This window comes from Herbiconiux sp. VKM Ac-2851 (genome assembly GCF_013205105.1).
In the GTDB taxonomy this organism is placed as follows: Bacteria; Actinomycetota; Actinomycetes; order Actinomycetales; family Microbacteriaceae; genus Herbiconiux; species Herbiconiux flava.
Genome location: NZ_JABMLJ010000001.1, coordinates 93,445 through 109,202, shown reverse-complemented (window position 1 = coordinate 109,202; position 15,758 = coordinate 93,445). Strand labels below are relative to the sequence as shown.

Annotated in this window: 19 protein-coding genes; 13 read left to right on the top strand and 6 right to left on the bottom strand. The window is 70.7% G+C overall.

The window, feature by feature from the left end; all coding sequences use genetic code 11:
* Nucleotides 1-18: 18 nt before the first annotated feature.
* Complete coding sequence (locus HQQ85_RS00550; RefSeq protein WP_173180573.1) at nucleotides 19-600, bottom strand: TetR/AcrR family transcriptional regulator; 582 nt, start codon at nucleotides 598-600, stop codon at nucleotides 19-21.
* 85 nt (nucleotides 601-685) lie between these two features.
* On the opposite strand from HQQ85_RS00550, the gene HQQ85_RS00545 reads away from it, so the two are divergent.
* The 3 genes from HQQ85_RS00545 (at nucleotide 686) to HQQ85_RS00535 (ending at nucleotide 2,574) form a co-directional block, all read left to right on the top strand.
* Complete coding sequence (locus HQQ85_RS00545) at nucleotides 686-1,567, top strand: SDR family oxidoreductase (protein ID WP_173180572.1); 882 nt, start codon at nucleotides 686-688, stop codon at nucleotides 1,565-1,567.
* Nucleotides 1,568-1,614: 47 nt separating this feature from the next.
* Nucleotides 1,615-2,136, top strand: a complete 522-nt coding sequence (locus tag HQQ85_RS00540) for a hypothetical protein (protein ID WP_173180571.1) — start codon at nucleotides 1,615-1,617, stop codon at nucleotides 2,134-2,136.
* A 195-nt stretch (nucleotides 2,137-2,331) separates the two neighbouring features.
* On the top strand, nucleotides 2,332-2,574 hold the full coding sequence (locus tag HQQ85_RS00535; RefSeq protein ID WP_173180570.1) for a hypothetical protein: 243 nt from the start codon (nucleotides 2,332-2,334) through the stop codon (nucleotides 2,572-2,574).
* Between the two features lie 46 nt (nucleotides 2,575-2,620).
* Here HQQ85_RS00535 and HQQ85_RS00530 read toward each other — a convergent pair whose 3' ends face one another.
* The gene (locus HQQ85_RS00530) at nucleotides 2,621-3,895 is read right to left on the bottom strand and encodes an MFS transporter (protein ID WP_173180569.1); all 1,275 of its coding nucleotides are present in this window, start codon (nucleotides 3,893-3,895) and stop codon (nucleotides 2,621-2,623) included.
* A 106-nt stretch (nucleotides 3,896-4,001) separates the two neighbouring features.
* On the opposite strand from HQQ85_RS00530, the gene HQQ85_RS00525 reads away from it, so the two are divergent.
* The 3 genes from HQQ85_RS00525 to HQQ85_RS00515 all read left to right on the top strand — a co-directional run bounded on the left by HQQ85_RS00525 (nucleotide 4,002) and on the right by HQQ85_RS00515 (nucleotide 6,485).
* Nucleotides 4,002-5,456, top strand: a complete 1,455-nt coding sequence (locus HQQ85_RS00525; RefSeq protein WP_173180568.1) for a hypothetical protein — start codon at nucleotides 4,002-4,004, stop codon at nucleotides 5,454-5,456.
* Between the two features lie 118 nt (nucleotides 5,457-5,574).
* Nucleotides 5,575-5,955 carry a glyoxalase/bleomycin resistance/extradiol dioxygenase family protein gene (locus tag HQQ85_RS00520; protein ID WP_173180567.1) on the top strand — a complete coding sequence of 127 codons (381 nt, stop codon included), beginning with the start codon at nucleotides 5,575-5,577 and terminating at the stop codon, nucleotides 5,953-5,955.
* A complete protein-coding gene (locus HQQ85_RS00515; RefSeq protein WP_173180566.1) occupies nucleotides 5,955-6,485 on the top strand; it encodes an ATP-binding protein in 531 nt (176 codons plus the stop codon). The genes HQQ85_RS00520 and HQQ85_RS00515 overlap by 1 nt, the downstream gene beginning before the upstream one ends.
* 22 nt (nucleotides 6,486-6,507) lie before the next feature.
* Here HQQ85_RS00515 and HQQ85_RS00510 read toward each other — a convergent pair whose 3' ends face one another.
* From HQQ85_RS00510 to HQQ85_RS00495, 4 genes are all read right to left on the bottom strand, one after another.
* Nucleotides 6,508-7,536, bottom strand: coding sequence for a methionine synthase (locus HQQ85_RS00510; protein ID WP_173180565.1), 1,029 nt, complete (start codon nucleotides 7,534-7,536; stop codon nucleotides 6,508-6,510).
* Nucleotides 7,533-8,543 carry a putative oxygenase MesX gene (locus HQQ85_RS00505; protein ID WP_173180564.1) on the bottom strand — a complete coding sequence of 337 codons (1,011 nt, stop codon included), beginning with the start codon at nucleotides 8,541-8,543 and terminating at the stop codon, nucleotides 7,533-7,535. The genes HQQ85_RS00510 and HQQ85_RS00505 overlap by 4 nt, the downstream gene beginning before the upstream one ends.
* Before the next feature lie 275 nt (nucleotides 8,544-8,818).
* Nucleotides 8,819-9,232 (bottom strand): type II toxin-antitoxin system VapC family toxin, encoded by a 414-nt coding sequence (locus tag HQQ85_RS00500; RefSeq protein ID WP_173180563.1) that lies wholly within the window; start codon nucleotides 9,230-9,232, stop codon nucleotides 8,819-8,821.
* A 10-nt stretch (nucleotides 9,233-9,242) separates the two neighbouring features.
* A complete protein-coding gene (locus HQQ85_RS00495) occupies nucleotides 9,243-9,470 on the bottom strand; it encodes an Arc family DNA-binding protein (protein WP_173180562.1) in 228 nt (75 codons plus the stop codon).
* A 129-nt stretch (nucleotides 9,471-9,599) separates the two neighbouring features.
* Here HQQ85_RS00495 and HQQ85_RS00490 point away from each other — a divergent pair, with 129 nt between their 5' ends.
* The 7 genes from HQQ85_RS00490 to HQQ85_RS00460 all read left to right on the top strand — a co-directional run bounded on the left by HQQ85_RS00490 (nucleotide 9,600) and on the right by HQQ85_RS00460 (nucleotide 15,746).
* On the top strand, nucleotides 9,600-10,796 hold the full coding sequence (locus HQQ85_RS00490; protein WP_173180561.1) for an ABC transporter substrate-binding protein: 1,197 nt from the start codon (nucleotides 9,600-9,602) through the stop codon (nucleotides 10,794-10,796).
* Nucleotides 10,793-11,608 (top strand): ABC transporter permease, encoded by an 816-nt coding sequence (locus tag HQQ85_RS00485; protein ID WP_173180560.1) that lies wholly within the window; start codon nucleotides 10,793-10,795, stop codon nucleotides 11,606-11,608. The genes HQQ85_RS00490 and HQQ85_RS00485 overlap by 4 nt, the downstream gene beginning before the upstream one ends.
* Nucleotides 11,605-12,468: an ABC transporter permease gene (locus HQQ85_RS00480; RefSeq protein WP_173180559.1), complete on the top strand. Its 864-nt coding sequence runs from the start codon at nucleotides 11,605-11,607 to the stop codon at nucleotides 12,466-12,468. Before HQQ85_RS00485 ends, HQQ85_RS00480 begins: the two co-directional genes overlap by 4 nt.
* Nucleotides 12,465-13,256 (top strand): ABC transporter ATP-binding protein, encoded by a 792-nt coding sequence (locus HQQ85_RS00475; protein WP_173180558.1) that lies wholly within the window; start codon nucleotides 12,465-12,467, stop codon nucleotides 13,254-13,256. The genes HQQ85_RS00480 and HQQ85_RS00475 overlap by 4 nt, the downstream gene beginning before the upstream one ends.
* A gap of 95 nt (nucleotides 13,257-13,351) precedes the next feature.
* The gene (gene folE, locus HQQ85_RS00470) at nucleotides 13,352-13,954 is read left to right on the top strand and encodes a GTP cyclohydrolase I (protein WP_173180557.1); all 603 of its coding nucleotides are present in this window, start codon (nucleotides 13,352-13,354) and stop codon (nucleotides 13,952-13,954) included.
* A gap of 2 nt (nucleotides 13,955-13,956) precedes the next feature.
* Nucleotides 13,957-14,727, top strand: a complete 771-nt coding sequence (locus HQQ85_RS00465; protein WP_173180556.1) for a creatininase family protein — start codon at nucleotides 13,957-13,959, stop codon at nucleotides 14,725-14,727.
* Nucleotides 14,724-15,746: a LacI family DNA-binding transcriptional regulator gene (locus HQQ85_RS00460; protein WP_173180555.1), complete on the top strand. Its 1,023-nt coding sequence runs from the start codon at nucleotides 14,724-14,726 to the stop codon at nucleotides 15,744-15,746. The genes HQQ85_RS00465 and HQQ85_RS00460 overlap by 4 nt, the downstream gene beginning before the upstream one ends.
* The last annotated feature ends 12 nt before the right edge of the window (nucleotides 15,747-15,758 follow it).

The window sequence follows — 15,758 nt, the reverse complement described above, 5'->3', positions numbered from 1 at the left end:
ATCGCGCCCCTCGAGGGCTCAGCGAAGCTCGGCGGCTGCCGCTCGGAGTTCGGTGAAGGCGGCCGCCGCGTAGGTGGCCAGTTCGCCCGGGGTGTCGTCGTGCGCCGGATCCGACCAGCGGCGATAGCCGAGGCCGAAGGCGAGCACGCCGAGCTCGGCGGCGACCTGCGCGGCCGTGTCGCTGACGCCGCGGGCTCGCAGCGCATCCGCCATCGCCGCCGCCAGGCCGATGCTCTTCATCGCGTTGCGGGCACGCAGCTCCTCGTTCGCGTCGATGGCCGCGTGCAGGCGGGGGCCGAGGCCGCGGTTGAAGTCGGTCATCGCACCGGATGCGCGCGCGAGTCCTGCGGCCACCGCCTCGAGTGGGGTCGCCTCGGCCGGAGCCTCGCGGATCCCCTCGGCGAGCAGGCCGCTGAGCATCTCCTGCCCGGCCGAGAGCAGTTCCCGCTTGTCGCTGAAGTGCCGGAAGAACGTGCTGCGGGTCAGCTCGGCGCGCTCGGCGATCTGCGCGACCGTCGTCTCGTCGTAGCCCTGCTCGGTGAAGAGGTCGAGGGCCGCTTCGACGAGGCGGTCGCGCGCATCCGGTTTCCATCTGGGCATGAGGTCATTCTACGTGATGCGACACTTGTCCCATCGAGGTGCTACGGTGATGGGACATCAGTCGCATCATCTGTGGAGGTCTCTCATGCGCGTCTTCATCACCGGGGCAACCGGACTCATCGGCTCGGCCGTCGTGGCCGAACTGCTCGCGAACGGGCACTCCGTCACCGCTCTCACCCGCTCGGACGGGTCGGCGGCCGCGGCTTCTGCAGCCGGTGCAGCCACCGTGCGCGGTTCGCTCGTCGACCTCGACGTGCTGCGGTCGTCGGCCGCCGACGCCGACGGGGTCATCCACCTCGCATTCGGCAACGACTTCACCTCGGCCGAGGCCCTCGCGCAGAACGTCGCCGAGGAGTCGGCCGCCCTCTCCACCCTGGGCGACGCCCTCGTCGGCACGGGCAAGCCGTTCGTCACGGTGTCGGGCACGCCGTGGATCCCGGGGCGCGCGTCGACCGAGAACGACCCGCTGCCCCTCGACGGGCCGGTCGGCGGGCGCGGCATCTCCGTAGAGCGGATGCTCGGCCTCTCGTCGCGCGGAGTGCGCAGCTCGGCCATCCGTCTCCCCCGCACCGTGCACAACGAGGGGCAGGGCGGGTTCGCCGGACTGCTGACGCAGTTCGCGCGCCAGGCCGGGGTCGCGGGCTACCCGGGCGACGGGGCGCAGCGGTGGCCGGCCGTGCACGCGCTGGACGCGGCGGTGCTGTTCCGGCTCGCACTCGAGGGCTCGCCTGCCGGGCGGGCATGGCACGCGGTCGACGACGAGGGCGACACGGTGCTCGACATCGTCTCGGTGATCGGGCGGCGCCTCGGGCTGCCGGTCGAACCGCGCCCCCTCGAGGACTTCGGCCCGATCGGCCCGGTCTTCGCGACCGACCAGCCGGCGTCGAGCGCTCTCACGCGCGCGGAGCTCGGCTGGGAGCCGACGCACCCCCGTCTGCTCGCCGACCTCGAGAACCTGACGGCCTGAGTACCTGAATCCTCGGGCTCGTTCGGGCGGTCGTGCCAGAATCAGGCGTGGTCAGGCGCGGATCGAGGCACCGGCGGGAGCTCCGGTCGGCCGAACCCCTTCGGCTCACGGGGGCTGTGCTGAGCGGCGTAGCTCTCGTGCTCGCTGTTCCCATGCTCTTCTCCGGGTTGTTCCTGCTTCTCGTGATGCCGCAGGACGCCCCGGTTTACGCCGACACCTCCCAGCAGGCGGAGTGCTCGGTGGTGTCAGCGGTGCGAGGCAGTACGACGACGGTCACCCTTCCGCTGGAGCAAGCCGGCAGCACGGGACCGGTCTGGTACATCAGAGGTATCGACCCCCTCGGCAGTTCGAACGCGATCGTGTCGTCGAAACAGTTCATCGGGGCGACCGTCCAGGGGTCCGTTCGGTTCGAGGTGCGACCAATGAACCCCGACCTCCCGTACTCGTTCGAGGCTGTGCGAGTCACGTTCGGCCGCGAAGACCAGGCGTGGCACCAGGTGATGCGGCTCGCTCTGAGGAGCGACGCCGGTGATTGCCAGGTCGATGTGGGGCAGGTTCTTCAGGGTTGATCCGGTCGATCTGAGCGCGGTGGCGGGGACCGGAAGGCCGGATGTCGGCGATCGCCTCTATAGTGGCCGCAATCCCTACACTCACGCCGTTCCGACGACCGCGAAAGTAGGACAACCATGCCGAAGCGTGCCCCTCGTGCAAACCACAGCCGCCCCCACGCGAGCGCACAACGCCTGAGTGCAGGCGCGCAGAGGGTGACCATTGAATTGGGTTCAGCCGAGCAAGCGCGGTTCTCGGCGTTGGTCGACGTCACCGGACGATCTGCCGCAGATGTCGCACGCGATCTGGTGATCGCGGCTATGGACGAACTGGAGGACAATGTCCGGGCCGACGCTGCAGCCCGCAAAATGCTTGCATCCATCAGGGCGTCGCATCCCGTTGCGGAAGTCGAGCCAGGGCCGGACCCTCGATCGGTGGGCCGCCCACTCCCCGACTGAGATCGCCCGGGTACGCCTTCACGGTCGGAGGCGGCCGGGCGGACCCTCAGAGGGCCGCCGGGCGGGGCTTGAGGGAGACCAGGAGGAGGGCGCCGAGGGCCGCCGAGACGCCGCCCGTGATGAGGGCCGTCTGCACGCCGATGCCGTCGACCAGGAGGCCGCCGATGATGGCGCCGAGGGCGATCGCCACCTGGAACGTGGCCGACTGGAGGCCGCCGACGCTCTCGAGGCGGGTGGGTTCGGCACGGGCCATCCACGTGGTGAGGGTGGTGGGCACGGCTCCGAAGCCGAGGCCCCAGACCGCGACCGCGGCGATCAGACCGGGCGCCGTCGAACCCGCGAGAGCGAAGGTGATCATCGCCGCGCCGAGGAGGACGGGGAAGAGGAGGACGGCGACGCGCATCCGCTTGTCTGCGAGGGGGCCCGCCACGAGGTTGCCCGCCGTGACCGCGATGCCGTAGACGACGAGCAGCAGCGAGAGCTGCGAGGGGTCGAGACCGCCGATGTCGGTGGCCGCTGGTCGGATGTACGTGAAGCCGGTGAAGTGGCCGGCGGCGATGAGGGCGGTGGCGAGGAGGCCGAGCAGGATGAAGCGGGAACGGAGGGTGGCGAGCAGCGGGCGGAAGCCCGGGGCGCCGGTCGAGCGTACGCTCGGCAGAACGAGCAGCTGCACGACGACCGCGACCACGCCGACGACTGCAGCGAGCACGAAGACGGCGCGCCAGCCCCAGAGCTCGCCGAGCCAGGTTCCGAGCGGGATGGCGGCGACGGTCGCCAGCGAGACGCCGACGTTCACCACCGTGAGGCCGCGGCCGAGGCGGTCGGCGGGCACCAGGCGGGCGGTGATGGAGATGGCGAGGGCCCAGAATCCCCCGAGGGAGATGCCGAGCAGCACGCGGGCCAGGAGGAGCACGGAGTAACTGGGGGCGATGGCGACGAGGAGGTCGGAGACGACGGCCAGGGCCGAGAGGCCGAGCATGAGGTAGCGGCGGTCGACGCGAGGGAGGAGCACGGGGATGGTCAGGCCCGCGATAGCGGCAACGATGGCCGTGACGCTGACGGACTGTCCGGCCACGCCTTCGGTCACGCCGAGGTCGGCGGCCACTCGGGTGAGGAGGCTTGCCGGGAGGAACTCGGCCATGACGATGGCGAAGACCCCGAGGCCCAGGGAGATGACGCCGAGCCAGGAGGTGGGGGTGGGAGTCGTGCCCGTGTGGGACGGGCGGGTGTTCCTAGCAGTGGGAGTGCCGGAGCCCGCGGCCGGCGCGGAGATCGTGGCCGTGCTGGCGGTGCCGGGTGAGGCGAACTCGTTCGAGGTCATGAGGTGGTGCAACTCCGTGGAGGCTGTGGCATTCCCGAGGGTGCGTTCTGTGACGATCAAGGCGGGCCGACGGGCAGGCGGTTGCGGGCTGTGAGACGGTGGAGACATGGCAGTGTCGACAGGGGAAGACGCGGTCCGCATCGGGCGGAGTCCGGCGCGAGCGAGTTGGAAGCTGATCCTGGTGGTGACCGGCGTGGGCAGCGCCGTGCTCGCCTCCTTCCCGGCCGCCGCCTACGTGGCGCTCGGTGTGGGCGAGTGGAGCTGGTTGCTCGGGCTCCTCACGGCGTGGGCGCTGCTCGGGGGCGGACTCCTCATCGGATTGCACGTGGCGTACGGCGGCATCGTCTGGTATCCCGGCGAGCGTGCGGCCGAGCTGCGCGGCCGGCGCGTGCCGATCGACACCATCACCGAGGCGTGGCGGTCGCTGAGCTCGAGCGGCACCGCGGCCTACGTCGTCTATCGCTTCGTCTCGACCGAGGGGCCGTCGGTGCGGCTGCTCGTCGCGGGGCGTCCGATGAAGGGGCTCGACGCGGCCGGTGTGAAGGATCTGGCGCGGTTCGTGCGCGAGCTGCCACTGGTGGTTCCGGATGCGCAGACGAGCCCGCTCGGAGATGAAGGCGGTCCCCGGCTGTCCGATCGGCAGCGCGCTGCCGCTGTCTCCCTCACCTCGGGCGGCGGCAAGTCGCGGGTCGGGCGGGAGACGTTGCTCGCCGAGCTGGGCGCCGATGCTGATACCGACGCCAATGCCGCTGCCGACGCCGACGCAGACCTCGACGAAGCCCGAACCGACGACCGGGTCGGCAACCCCGACCCCGCGACACCGGAGCGGGAACCGGCCACCTACCTGCCTCCGGCATCCGACCGTCGTCGACCGAACCGAACCGGCGATCACGCCGTAATCTCCCAGCGTGAGGCCGACCGGCTGGTGAGCGAATGGGCCGCCGATGACCAGCACGCCGAGCGCATGCTCGCCGCCGAGCCCGGCCGCGCGCGCCCGGTTCGGCGCCTGTTCTTCTGGCTGATGATCCTGGCGCTGGGCGTCGCCGCCCTGACCCTGGTGTTCGCCGTGGTGCGCGAGGAGTCGGGCGGCGGGCCGCTCGGCTCGATGGACGACGACCTCATGGCCGCGCTCATCGTGGGGCCCGGGGTCCTCGGGCTGCTCTTCTACATCGGCTGGTGCGCCGCGTCGGATGCGCAGCAGCGCCACCTCCGGCGGCTCGGTGCCCGCTGGCTCGAGGAGCGGGCGCGTGAGGATCCCGAGGTGCGGAGGCGGGGGCTCGCCGCCGAGATGCTGGCGGCCTGGGTGGTGTCGGTGCAGCGGCTGCGCACCGTGCTGGCGTTCCTGCTCTCGCTGCTCGGCTTCTTCGTGATCCTCGGTGGAATCTTCTTCTTCTCCGAGGACTCGGTGTCCGGCGGCGTCATCTCGCTCGCCGTCGGCATCGTGATGGTGGTGATCTCGGTGCTGCTGTTCCTGCGGGTGCAGCGGCGCAAGAAGGCGGATGCCGAGCAGCTCGTCCATCTCGGCGGCTGGCGGCTGCTACCGCCCGAGATCGAGCGCTGAACCCGCCGCCCGACCGAGCAGTGAACCCGCCGCCCGAGCGAGTGACGGCGGAGGGGTTTCGCGTGGGCCGTGAGCGGAGGAGGATCGCCACGGCGACAGTGCGCGAAGGAGGGTGACCATGGGATTCACCGAGGTCGTTCCGTACCTCTACTACGAGGATGCCGATGCGGCGATCGAGTGGCTCGAGCGGGTGCTCGGGTTCGGGCCGTCGACGCGGTGGCGGATGGGCGGGGACGTGACGCGGGAGGCGGACATCCGGGTGGGCCTCAGCCGGGTGTCGATCTCAGGGCGGGCGCCGGGCGCTGCCGAAGGCGGCGGGGCGCTCGTGATCGTGCACGTCGACGACGTCGCCGCGCTGCACGCACGGGTCGTCGCCGCCGAACCGGGGCTGGACGTCGAGGAGCCGGCCCAGCAACCGTACGGGCCGATCACACTCATGGTCACCGACCCGTGGGGCTACCGCTGGAACTTCTGGCAAGGAGAGGCCGACCCGCCGTGATGAGTGACCTACCCATCCTGATCGTGCTGTGCGGGCGCAGCTTCTCGGGGAAGTCGACGCTCGGCGCCGCGCTCGCCACGAGGTGGGGCGCCGAGGTCGTGAGCCTCGACGCCATCAACGAGCGGCGCGGGCTGGCGAGCGGGCACGAAGTCCCCGTCGAGGAGTGGCAGCGCACCCACGGGATCGCCCGCGACGAGGTCGGGGCGCTGCTCGCGCGCGGGCGATCGGTCGTGCTCGACGACACGAGCTCGATGCGGTTCCTGCGGGACGGGTGGAGGGAGTTCGCGCGCGAGGCGGGTGCCGCGTTCGCGCTCGTCTTCGTCGACACGCCTCGGGACGAGATCGAGCGGCGGGTGCGGGTGAACCGCGCGGATCCGGTGCGGCACGATGTGCAGCCGGGGGTGCTCGCCCGCCATCTCGACGGGTTCGAGGTACCGGGCGCCGACGAGCGGCCGGTCGTCGTCGGGGGCGCAGGCGTGGTCGACGCGGACGAGGTCGTCGCGCGCATCCGCTCGTCTCTCGGCGTGTGAGCGGCGCCCCCGAGACCGAGGCCTAGGCCGAGAGCTCCGAGCGGAGGAGGGCCGCCCCGGCGCCCAGCGCGGCGAGCTTGCCGCGGGCCACGGTTCTGGGCAGGGGGGCCATGCCGCAGTTGGTTGAGGGGTAGAGCTTGTCGGCGTCTACGAACTGGAGGGCCCGGCGCAGGGTGTCGGCGACCTCGTCGGGGGTCTCGACTGTGTTAGTCGCCACGTCGATCGCGCCGACCATCACCTTCTTGCCCCGGATGAGCTCGATCAAATCGATCGGCACGTGCGAGTTGTGACACTCGAGCGAGACGATGTCGATGTCCGACGCCTGGATCTTGGGGAAGATCGCCTCGTACTGGCGCCATTCCGCGCCGAGCGTCGCCTTCCAGTCGGTGTTGGCCTTGATGCCGTAGCCGTAGCAGACGTGCACCGCGGTCTCGCAGGTGAGGCCCTCGATCGCGCGCTCCAGCGCGGCCACGCCCCAGTCGTTCACCTCGTCGAAGAAGACGTTGAACGAGGGCTCGTCGAACTGGATGATGTCGACCCCCGCGTCCTGGAGCTCTCTGGCCTCCTGGTTGAGGGCGACCGCGAACTCCCAGGCCAGCTTCTCGCGGCTGCCGTAGTGGGCGTCGTAGAGGGTGTCGACCATGGTCATGGGGCCGGGCAGCGCCCACTTGATGGGCTGGTCGGTCTGGGCGCGGAGGAACCGGGCGTCGTCGACGAAGACGGGCTTCTCGCGGGTCACGGCGCCGACGACGGTCGGGACGGAGGCGTCGTAGCGATCGCGGATCCTGACCGTCTCGCGGTTCACGAAGTCGACTCCGCCGAGGTGCTCGATGAAGGTGGTGACGAAGTGCTGACGGGTCTGCTCGCCGTCGCTGACGATGTCGATACCCGCCTGCTGCTGGTCGGCGAGCGACAGCCGCAGCGCGTCGCGCCGGCCTTCGGCCAGCTCGTCGCCGTCGAGCTTCCAGGGTGACCAGAGCTTCTCGGGTTCGGCGAGCCAGACGGGCTTGGGGAGGCTGCCGGCGGTGGAGGTGGGGAGGAGCTTCGTCATGAGCGGCCTCCTTGCAGGGCGAGATCGCGGCTTGCGAAGTCGGTCGACCACTCGGCGAGGGCGGCCCGGTGCGGCTCGATGAAGTACTCCTCGGCGAACCGGCCCTGCTCGAGCGCCAGGCGGCTGCGCTCCTCGCGGTCGTAGGTGATCGGCGTCCTCGTGAAGTCGGGGTTCGTCAGGCTCGGCCGGTAGCTCTCTCCCGCCGTGTGGTTCGCGGCATAGATCTCCGGTCGGTAGATCTTCTGGAACGTCTCCATCGTGCCGATCGTGGCCGCGAGCTCGAGGTCGCTGTAGTCGCCGGTCAGATCGGCGAGGTGGTAGAAAGCCAGCGGGGCAGCGCTGCCCGGCGGCAGGAAGAAGCGCACGCGCATCCCCATCTTCTCGAAGTAGGCGTCGGTCGCCGAGTACGCGCTCTGCCGGTACTCGACACCCAGCACCGGATGCTCGTTCTCGGTGCGCTGGTAGGTCTGGCTGCTCGAGACGCTGAGGCAGATGACGGGCGACTTGGCGAAGCGCCGGGCGTAGGCGTCCGACCGCAGGAAGGCCTTGAACAGCTGGCCGTGCAGGTCGCCGAAGTCCTCCGGCAGGCCTTCGGCTCCAGGATGCGCGGCGTGCGCCGGGAGTAGGATGCTGAAGTCGTAGTCGCGCACGTAGGACGAGAAGTTGTTCCCCACGATGCCTTCGAGGCGCTCACCGGTCAGCTGGTCGACGATGGTCGTCTGGAGCACCTCGATCAGCGGGACGGCGTCGCCGAGCCCTTCGCCGTCGATGTCGACGCTGACGGAGATGATCTCGAGTTCGACCGAGTACCGCGCGCCATCGGTGTCGTCACGACGGGCCAGTCGGTTCGTGCGTTCGTCGATCATCGCGAACGTGTTGCGGAGGTTCTCCTGGCGCTTCTCACCCCGGGCCAGATTGGCGAAATTGGTGGTGATGCGGGAGTTCGGGAGGGGACTGTAGTCCTCGTCCAGGCGGGTGCTGTCGATCGAGAAGGCCACGTTCGTCATCGACACGACTCCGCCCGCGTGGTTCCGGTGAGGCCGGTCATTCCGGTGCTGACGGTGCGGGCGGTGCGGGCGTTCATCATGGTGACCATGGCGGTGAGCTCCTCGAGTAGGGAAGCCGCGATGACGCGACTCCACGGATAAGGTGTCGCAGGCGTGACCCGGGGCCTCGTTGTGCGCACTGCCTGATCAGGCTACGGCGGCGCTGCGCGATCGGGCCCTGGATGACTCTGCGTTACGGCGAGCGCTCTCCCGCACCTCGGCCGGAGCGGGTTCCCTCAGCCCAGCCAGGGGTCGACGACATCGATGCGGAGGCCCTCGAAGTCGAGGACGTTGCGGGTCGCGAGCGTCGCGCCGAAGGTCAGGCAGGTCGCGGCGATCATGCCGTCCTCGACCGAGAGCGGCCGGCCCACTCGCGAGCGATGCTCGTTGAGCTCGGCATAGGCGCGGGCGGAGCGCTCGTCAAAGGGGAGCACGTCGTGGCGGAACGCGCGCACGGTCGCCTCGATGCCCGCCACCAGCTCGTCGCGCCGCCGGCCGTCGGGCAGCAGCCGGGCGCCGCGGAGCAGTTCGGCGACCGTCACCGCCGAGATGGCAGCGGGCTCACGCAGGGACGCGAGCCAGTCGATGACCACCGGCGACGGGCGTCGGCGCAGCGGCTCGCTCAGCACGTTCGTGTCGAGGACGATCACGAGAGGTCGATCACGAAAGGTCGATCGACCGCGGAGCGGAGCGCGGAGGCAGCACCAGATCGTTGCCCTGCTGAGTGGCCCCGAGCTCGAGCCACGCGCGCACGAACCCCGACCCTGACACGGCCGACGTCAGGATCGCCCGAGCCTCTGCCTCCATCGAGCGGTGGTTCTGAGCGGCCCGCTCCTTGAGCCGGCGCTGCACGTCGTCGTCGAGGTTGCGCACCACGATCGCTGCCATCTCCACCTCCGAAGTGATAGCAGATGCTAGCACGGAAGAAATGAAACGTGGGTGAAACAGGAGGAACGATTTCACGAAACGTAAAAGGTTTACGTTGGGCGTGGTCCTGCGATCGAGATGGAGGTCTCTATGACGAACCCGACCCAGCGCGCCACACACCCCGAGGCGCGCTACACGAGCACCACCCGCACCCGCTCCACGTTCTCCCGCACCACGTCTTCCCGCACTCGCACCACTGCTTCCCACCCCGCAGCCCGCCGCACCACCCGCGGCCTCGCCGCGGTGGCGGGGCTCACCCTCGCCGTCACGCTGGCTGCCTGCTCCAGCAGTGCACCGGCGGCCACCCCCGAGTCGGGCGCCGCCGGCGCCGACGGCTTCGGTGACGCCGGCATCGCCCTCAGCTGGATCAAGAACTACGAGTTCGCCGGCTACTTCTACGCCGATAAGGACGGCGACTACACCGAGAACGGCTTCGACTCGGTCGACGTCATCGCCGGTGGCGGCACCACGAACTCGTGGGACACCGTGCTCACCGGCCAGGCCATGATCGGCCTCGCCTCCGACCTCACCGGCGTGACCGGGGCGATCAACGACGGGGCACCGCTCGCGATCATCGGCGCCCAGTTCGTGAAGAGCCCCGTGGGCTTCGTCTCGCTCGCGGGCGACCCGATCAGCTCGATCGACGACCTGGCCGGCAAGACCATCGGCGTCGACGCGGGCGGCAAGCTCGCCGTCGAGGCCGTGCTGAAGGCCAACGACCTGCCGGCCGACACCGTCACGTTCGCGTCGGTGCCCGCGGGCATCGATCCGCTGATGAACGGCGACGTGGATGCGCTGATCGGCTTCCTGACGAACTATCCGCTGGCCGTCGAAGCCGCGGGCGGCGACGCCGTGACCCTGTCGTTCTCCGACGCCGGCTACGCCCAGATGGGCGATGCGGTCGTGGTGACGAAGGATGCCCTCGAGAACGACCGGGAGGCTCTGAAGGCGCTGATGAAGTCGGTCATCCAGGGCTGGAACTCCGGCCTGACCGACGGTCCGCAGGGCATCGCCGACATCGCCATGGAGTACGGCGGCGACGAGAACGACCTGGACCCGGCGCTGCAGCTCAGCTCGGCCACGGTGCTGCCTTCGTTCATGCTGACCGACGACACGGTGAAGGACGGCATCTTCACGATCACGCCCGAGCTCGCCGACCAGGCCGTCGAGTCGCTCGGTGCCGCCGGCATCGACACGAGCACCGAATCCCTCTTCGACCTCACGCTTCTGCAGGAGGTCTACGACGAGAACCCCGAGCTGGTGCCGGGCTTCACCGTTCCCGAATGATGAGACGCCAGCCGCCGGCGCCGGCCCTTCTGGGCGCCGGCGGTCTGGTGGTGATCCTCGTGCTCTGGCACCTGGTCGCCACGTTCGGCTTCACCCGCCCGAACGGCAGCTACGGAGCCGTTCCTCCCCCACTTGCCGCCCTGGACCGCGTGGGCGCCGACCTCGTCGACCCCGCCTACTGGAGCGGGATCGGCGCCACCGCCGGCGCCGCCCTGACCGGCTACCTGCTCGCCGTCGCCGCCGCGCTCGTGCTCGGGGTGCTCGTGCTGCTCGCTCCCCCGCTGGAGTCGTTCGCGAACCAGCTCGGCGTGGTGGCCGCGTGCATCCCGATCGCCGCCATCAGCCCGATCGTGGTGCTGCTCTCCCCCACCGGCAGCCGGGCCGTGAGCGTCGTGCTCGCCCTTCTCGCCGTGGAGTTCCCGATGATCATCGGCGTGCTGCTCGGCCTGCGTGCCACGAGCCCCGCCCAGCTCGATCTCGTGCACGCCTACGGTGGCGGCACCCTCACCGCCATCCGCAAGGTGCGACTGATCGCCGCCATCCCGGCACTGCTGTCGGCCCTCAAGATCGGCGCCCCGGCCGCCTTCCTCGGCGCCATGACGGGCGAGTTCTTCGCCGTGGGCGTCGACTCCGGCGCCGGGCGGCTGCTGATCTCGCAGCAGTACGCGGGCGACTACGTCGGCATGTGGGCGATCGCCATCCTGGCGAGTGCGGTGTCGGCGCTGGGGTACGGCGCCATCGCGCTGCTGGCCCGGTGGCTCGCACCGTGGACGGCGCACACCTCGGCCCAGACCGCGGGAGCGCTGCGATGAGCGCCGGGACGCCGGAGCGCCGCTCCGCCGGATCGCGGCTCCGAGCATCCGCCCCCGCTCTGATCACGACCGTGGTGACGCTCGTCGTTCTGCTCGCCGGCTGGCAGCTCGCCATCTCGGTCACGAACGTCAACGCCTACCTCACCAAGTCACCCGTCGATGTCTGGAACTATCTCTTCGTCGACGGCACCTTCTCGCCCGAGTCGGCCGCCGAGCGCCGCGCGGCCCTGGTGCCGATGATCGGGGTGACTGTCTACCACGCCGGCATCGGGCTGGTCTTCGGCGTCTCGCTCGGGCTCGTCGGCAGCGTGCTGCTGTCGGTGTCGCGCACGCTGCGGGCGATGTTCCTGCCGATCGCGCTGGTGCTGCAGACGGTGCCGCTGATCGCCATGGCGCCCGTGATCTACGCGGTCTTCGGTGCGGGAGTCGTGACGGCCGCGGTGATCGCCGGTGTCGTGACCTTCTTCCCTCTGCTGATGAACCTCGGTGCCGGGCTCTCGGCCGCCAGCCCCGAGACGGTCGACCTCGTGCACGCCTACGGCGGCGGACGGGCGAAGCTGCTGGTCATCGTGCAGCTGCCGGCCGCCTTGCCCTACCTGTTCGCCGGGCTCAAGATCGCCGCCCCGGCCGTGATCTCGGCCGCCACCCTGTACGAGTTCCTGTTCTCGTTCGAGGGGCTCGGCGCGAACCTGCTGACCAGCCGCTCGTACTCCGACTACGGCCTGCTCTGGACGCTCGTGGTCGTCACCATCGCCCTGGCTCTCGTGGCCTACGGGCTGGTGGTGCTGCTCGAGCGGCTGGTGCTGGCCGGCCGCTATCCCCCCGAATCCGCACTCGCCCGCCGAGGAGGCCTCCGATGACGATCAACGAGCCACTGAGCACGACCACCCTCACTGACACGGGCGTACGCCTGAGCGGGCTGACCCGCAGTTTCGGCACCCGCTCCGGCCCGGTCGTCGCGGTCTCCGACGTCGACCTGACGACGCCGAAGGGGTCGTTCCTGTCGCTGCTCGGGCCGAGTGGATGCGGCAAGTCGACGATCCTCCGGATCCTCGCCGGCCTCGACACCCCGACGAGCGGCGACGCGACCGTGCACGGCAAGCATCCTGCCGAGCTGCGCAAGGAGAAGAGCCTCGGCATCGCCTTCCAGGACCACGCGCTGCTGCCCTGGCGCAGCGTCGAGAAGAACGTGCGCCTGCCCTTCGAGGTGGCCGGCGTGCCCTACGACCGGGAATGGGCGACCGAGCTGCTGCAGCTCGTGGGGCTCGAGGCCTTCGCCGATGCGAAGCCCTGGCAGCTCTCGGGCGGGATGCGCCAGCGCGTGTCGATCGCCCGGGCGCTCGCGCTGAAACCGAGCGTGCTCTTCCTCGACGAACCGTTCGGCGCCCTCGACGACATGACCCGGCAGAAGCTCAACATCGAGCTGCAGCGGCTCTGGATGGAGCAGCAGGCGACCACCGTGATGGTCACGCACGGCATCCAGGAGGCCGTCTTCCTGTCGGACTTCGTCGCCGTGATGAGCCCGCGGCCCGGCACGATCCGCGAGGTGATCGAGGTCGACCTTCCCCGGCCTCGCACGATCGAGATGATCTCGACCCCCGAGTTCCACCAGCACGTCGACCGGGCGACGCAGCTGTTGTTCCACTGACCCGCCGACCGATGTGGGCCCCGCTAGACGCCCCCACCGCCCCGAGCCCCTCACCGAAACCGCCCCACCAGCCCCGCAGAAAGCAGGACACCGCCATGGACACGGCCACCGCCACCGCACCGGCATCCGCCACCACCACCCCCGACCTGATCGCCGCCGAGCGAGCCGTGCGCGACTACATGGCCGCCATCGGCCTCGACGTCGATCACCCCACCCTGCTCGACACCCCGCGCCGGGTCGCCCACGCCGGGCTCGACCTGTACTCGGGGCTCGACGGCGACCCGGGTAAGGCGCTCGGCGGCGGAGAGCCCATCGAGGGTGTCTACCCCGGCCCAGTCTCGGTGCGCGACGTGCCCTACTCGTCGATGTGCGAGCACCACCTGCTGCCGTTCAAGGGGGTCATCTCGGTGGCCTACCTGCCCGACCGGATGCTCGCGGGGATCGGCGACTTCGACGCCATGATCCGCGTGCTGGCGGCCCGGCCGCAGATGCAGGAGCGCCTCGCCGACGAGATCGCCGAGACCGTCTCGGAGACCCTGGGCGCCAAGGGCGTGCTCGTGCACCTCACCGCCGAGCACGCCTGCATGTGGGCCCGCGGCGAGCGCACGGTGGGCGCCGAGGCGCAGTCGCTGGCGTCTCGCGGGGTGTACGACGGCGGGGCCGAGCGAGCCGAGGCGCGCATCCTGATCGGTCTGTGAGCATGAGCGGCATCACGTCACCCGCCGTCGCCGCTCTCGCCGCGGCCGGGGCGGTCGCCGTGCAGCCGATCGGCGCGGTGGAGCAGCACGGCCCGCATCTGCCCGTCACCACCGACGCCGAGATCGCCGAGGCCCTCGCCCGCGGTGCCGTCGAGAGGCTGCCCGAGAGCGTGCCGAGCTGGCTGCTGCCGGTGCTCTCGTACGGCCTGTCGCCCGAGCACCTGGGGCGGCCGGGCACCGTCTCGCTCTCGACCAGCACGCTGCTCGGCGTCTGTCTCGACCTCGGCCGGTCCGTGGCGGCCAGCGGCGTGGGTACGCTGATCTTCGTGAACGCGCACGGTGGCAACCCCGATCTTCTGCGCGTGGTCGCGCGCGACATCCATGCCGACTGCGGCGTGCGCACCTACGTCGTCCACGCTCCCGAGCTGGCCCTGCCCCGCGAGCTGGTCGAGCGGATGCCCGTGCCCGCGCTCGACGTGCACGCGGGCTTCTACGAGACCAGCGTGATGCTCGCGCTCGACCCGGCAGCCGTCGATCTCCCGGCGGCCACCCCCGACGGGCTCGCGATCACCGAGTCGCTCGCCGGACTGACCCATGTCTCCCTGTTCGGCGGCATCGGGCTGCCCTGGCACACCGACGACCTCTCGGAGTCGGGCGTGATCGGCGACCCGACCGGGGCGAGCGCCGAGTGGGGCCGGGCCGCCCTCGACGCCCAGACCACCGCCCTCGCCGAGGCGATCGGGGAGCTCGCCGGGTTCGAGTACCCGCGATGACCGAAGCGCAGAGCCCCAGCCGCACCCCCACACTGCAAGAGGTCGCGAAGGCCGCCGGCGTGAGCCTCGCGACCGCGAGCAACGCCCTCTCGGGCAAGCGCGGCGTCAGCGCCGAGCTGCGCGAGCGCGTGTTCGACGCGGCGAAGCTGATCGGCTACCCGCGGGGTGGTTCGGCGCGGGCTCGGCGCACGGAGCACGTCACGGTGGGGATCGTGCTGCCCGACGTGCGGAACCCCGCCTATGCCGAGCTGGCCCACGCCTTCGAGCGCGAGGGGCAGCTGCGCGACTGGTCGCTGGTGCTCGCGAGCTCGGACTACGAGCCGGCCCAGGAGCTGGAGGCACTGGAGCGGCTGATCGAGACCACCGACGGCGTGGTGCTCTCGCCGAGCCGGCCGCCCCGCTCGGGCATCCACCGGCTGGCCGCGAGCCCGGTGCCGATCGTGACCTGCGACGAGCCCGCCGACTCGGCGCTGATCGGCGCCTCGGTGCGCACCGACAGCTTCGGTGGCGGACGGGCGGCCGCGCACCACCTCGTCGAGCGCGGCGGAACGCGCTTCGGCATGATCGGGGGTGCCGGCTACCTGCCGTCGACGCAGGAGCGCCGGGAGGGGTTCCTCGCCGGGCTCCGCGATCGCGGCGTGGCCGACGAGGTCGTGCACGTCGTCGGCGACGTCTACGGCATGGACGGCGGACAGTCGGCGATGTACGAGTTGCTCGAGATCGACCCGGGTGTCGACGCGGTCTTCGCGGTGAGCGACATGCAGGCCGTCGGCGCCCTGTTCGAGGCGCAGCAGGCGGGCCGCTCCGTTCCGGGCGATCTGCTGCTCTGCGGCTACGACGGCATCGGCTGGACGCGCAAGATCTCGCCGACGATCACCACGATCCGCCAGGACTGGGGCGCGATTGCGACTCGCGCCATGGACTACCTGGCGGAGATGCTCGCCGGCGGCGAGGGCGGCCGGGCCGTGCTCCCGGTCGAGCTCGTCGAAGGCGAGTCGACTCGCGCCCTGCGGCGCTAGTCGCGGCGGCCT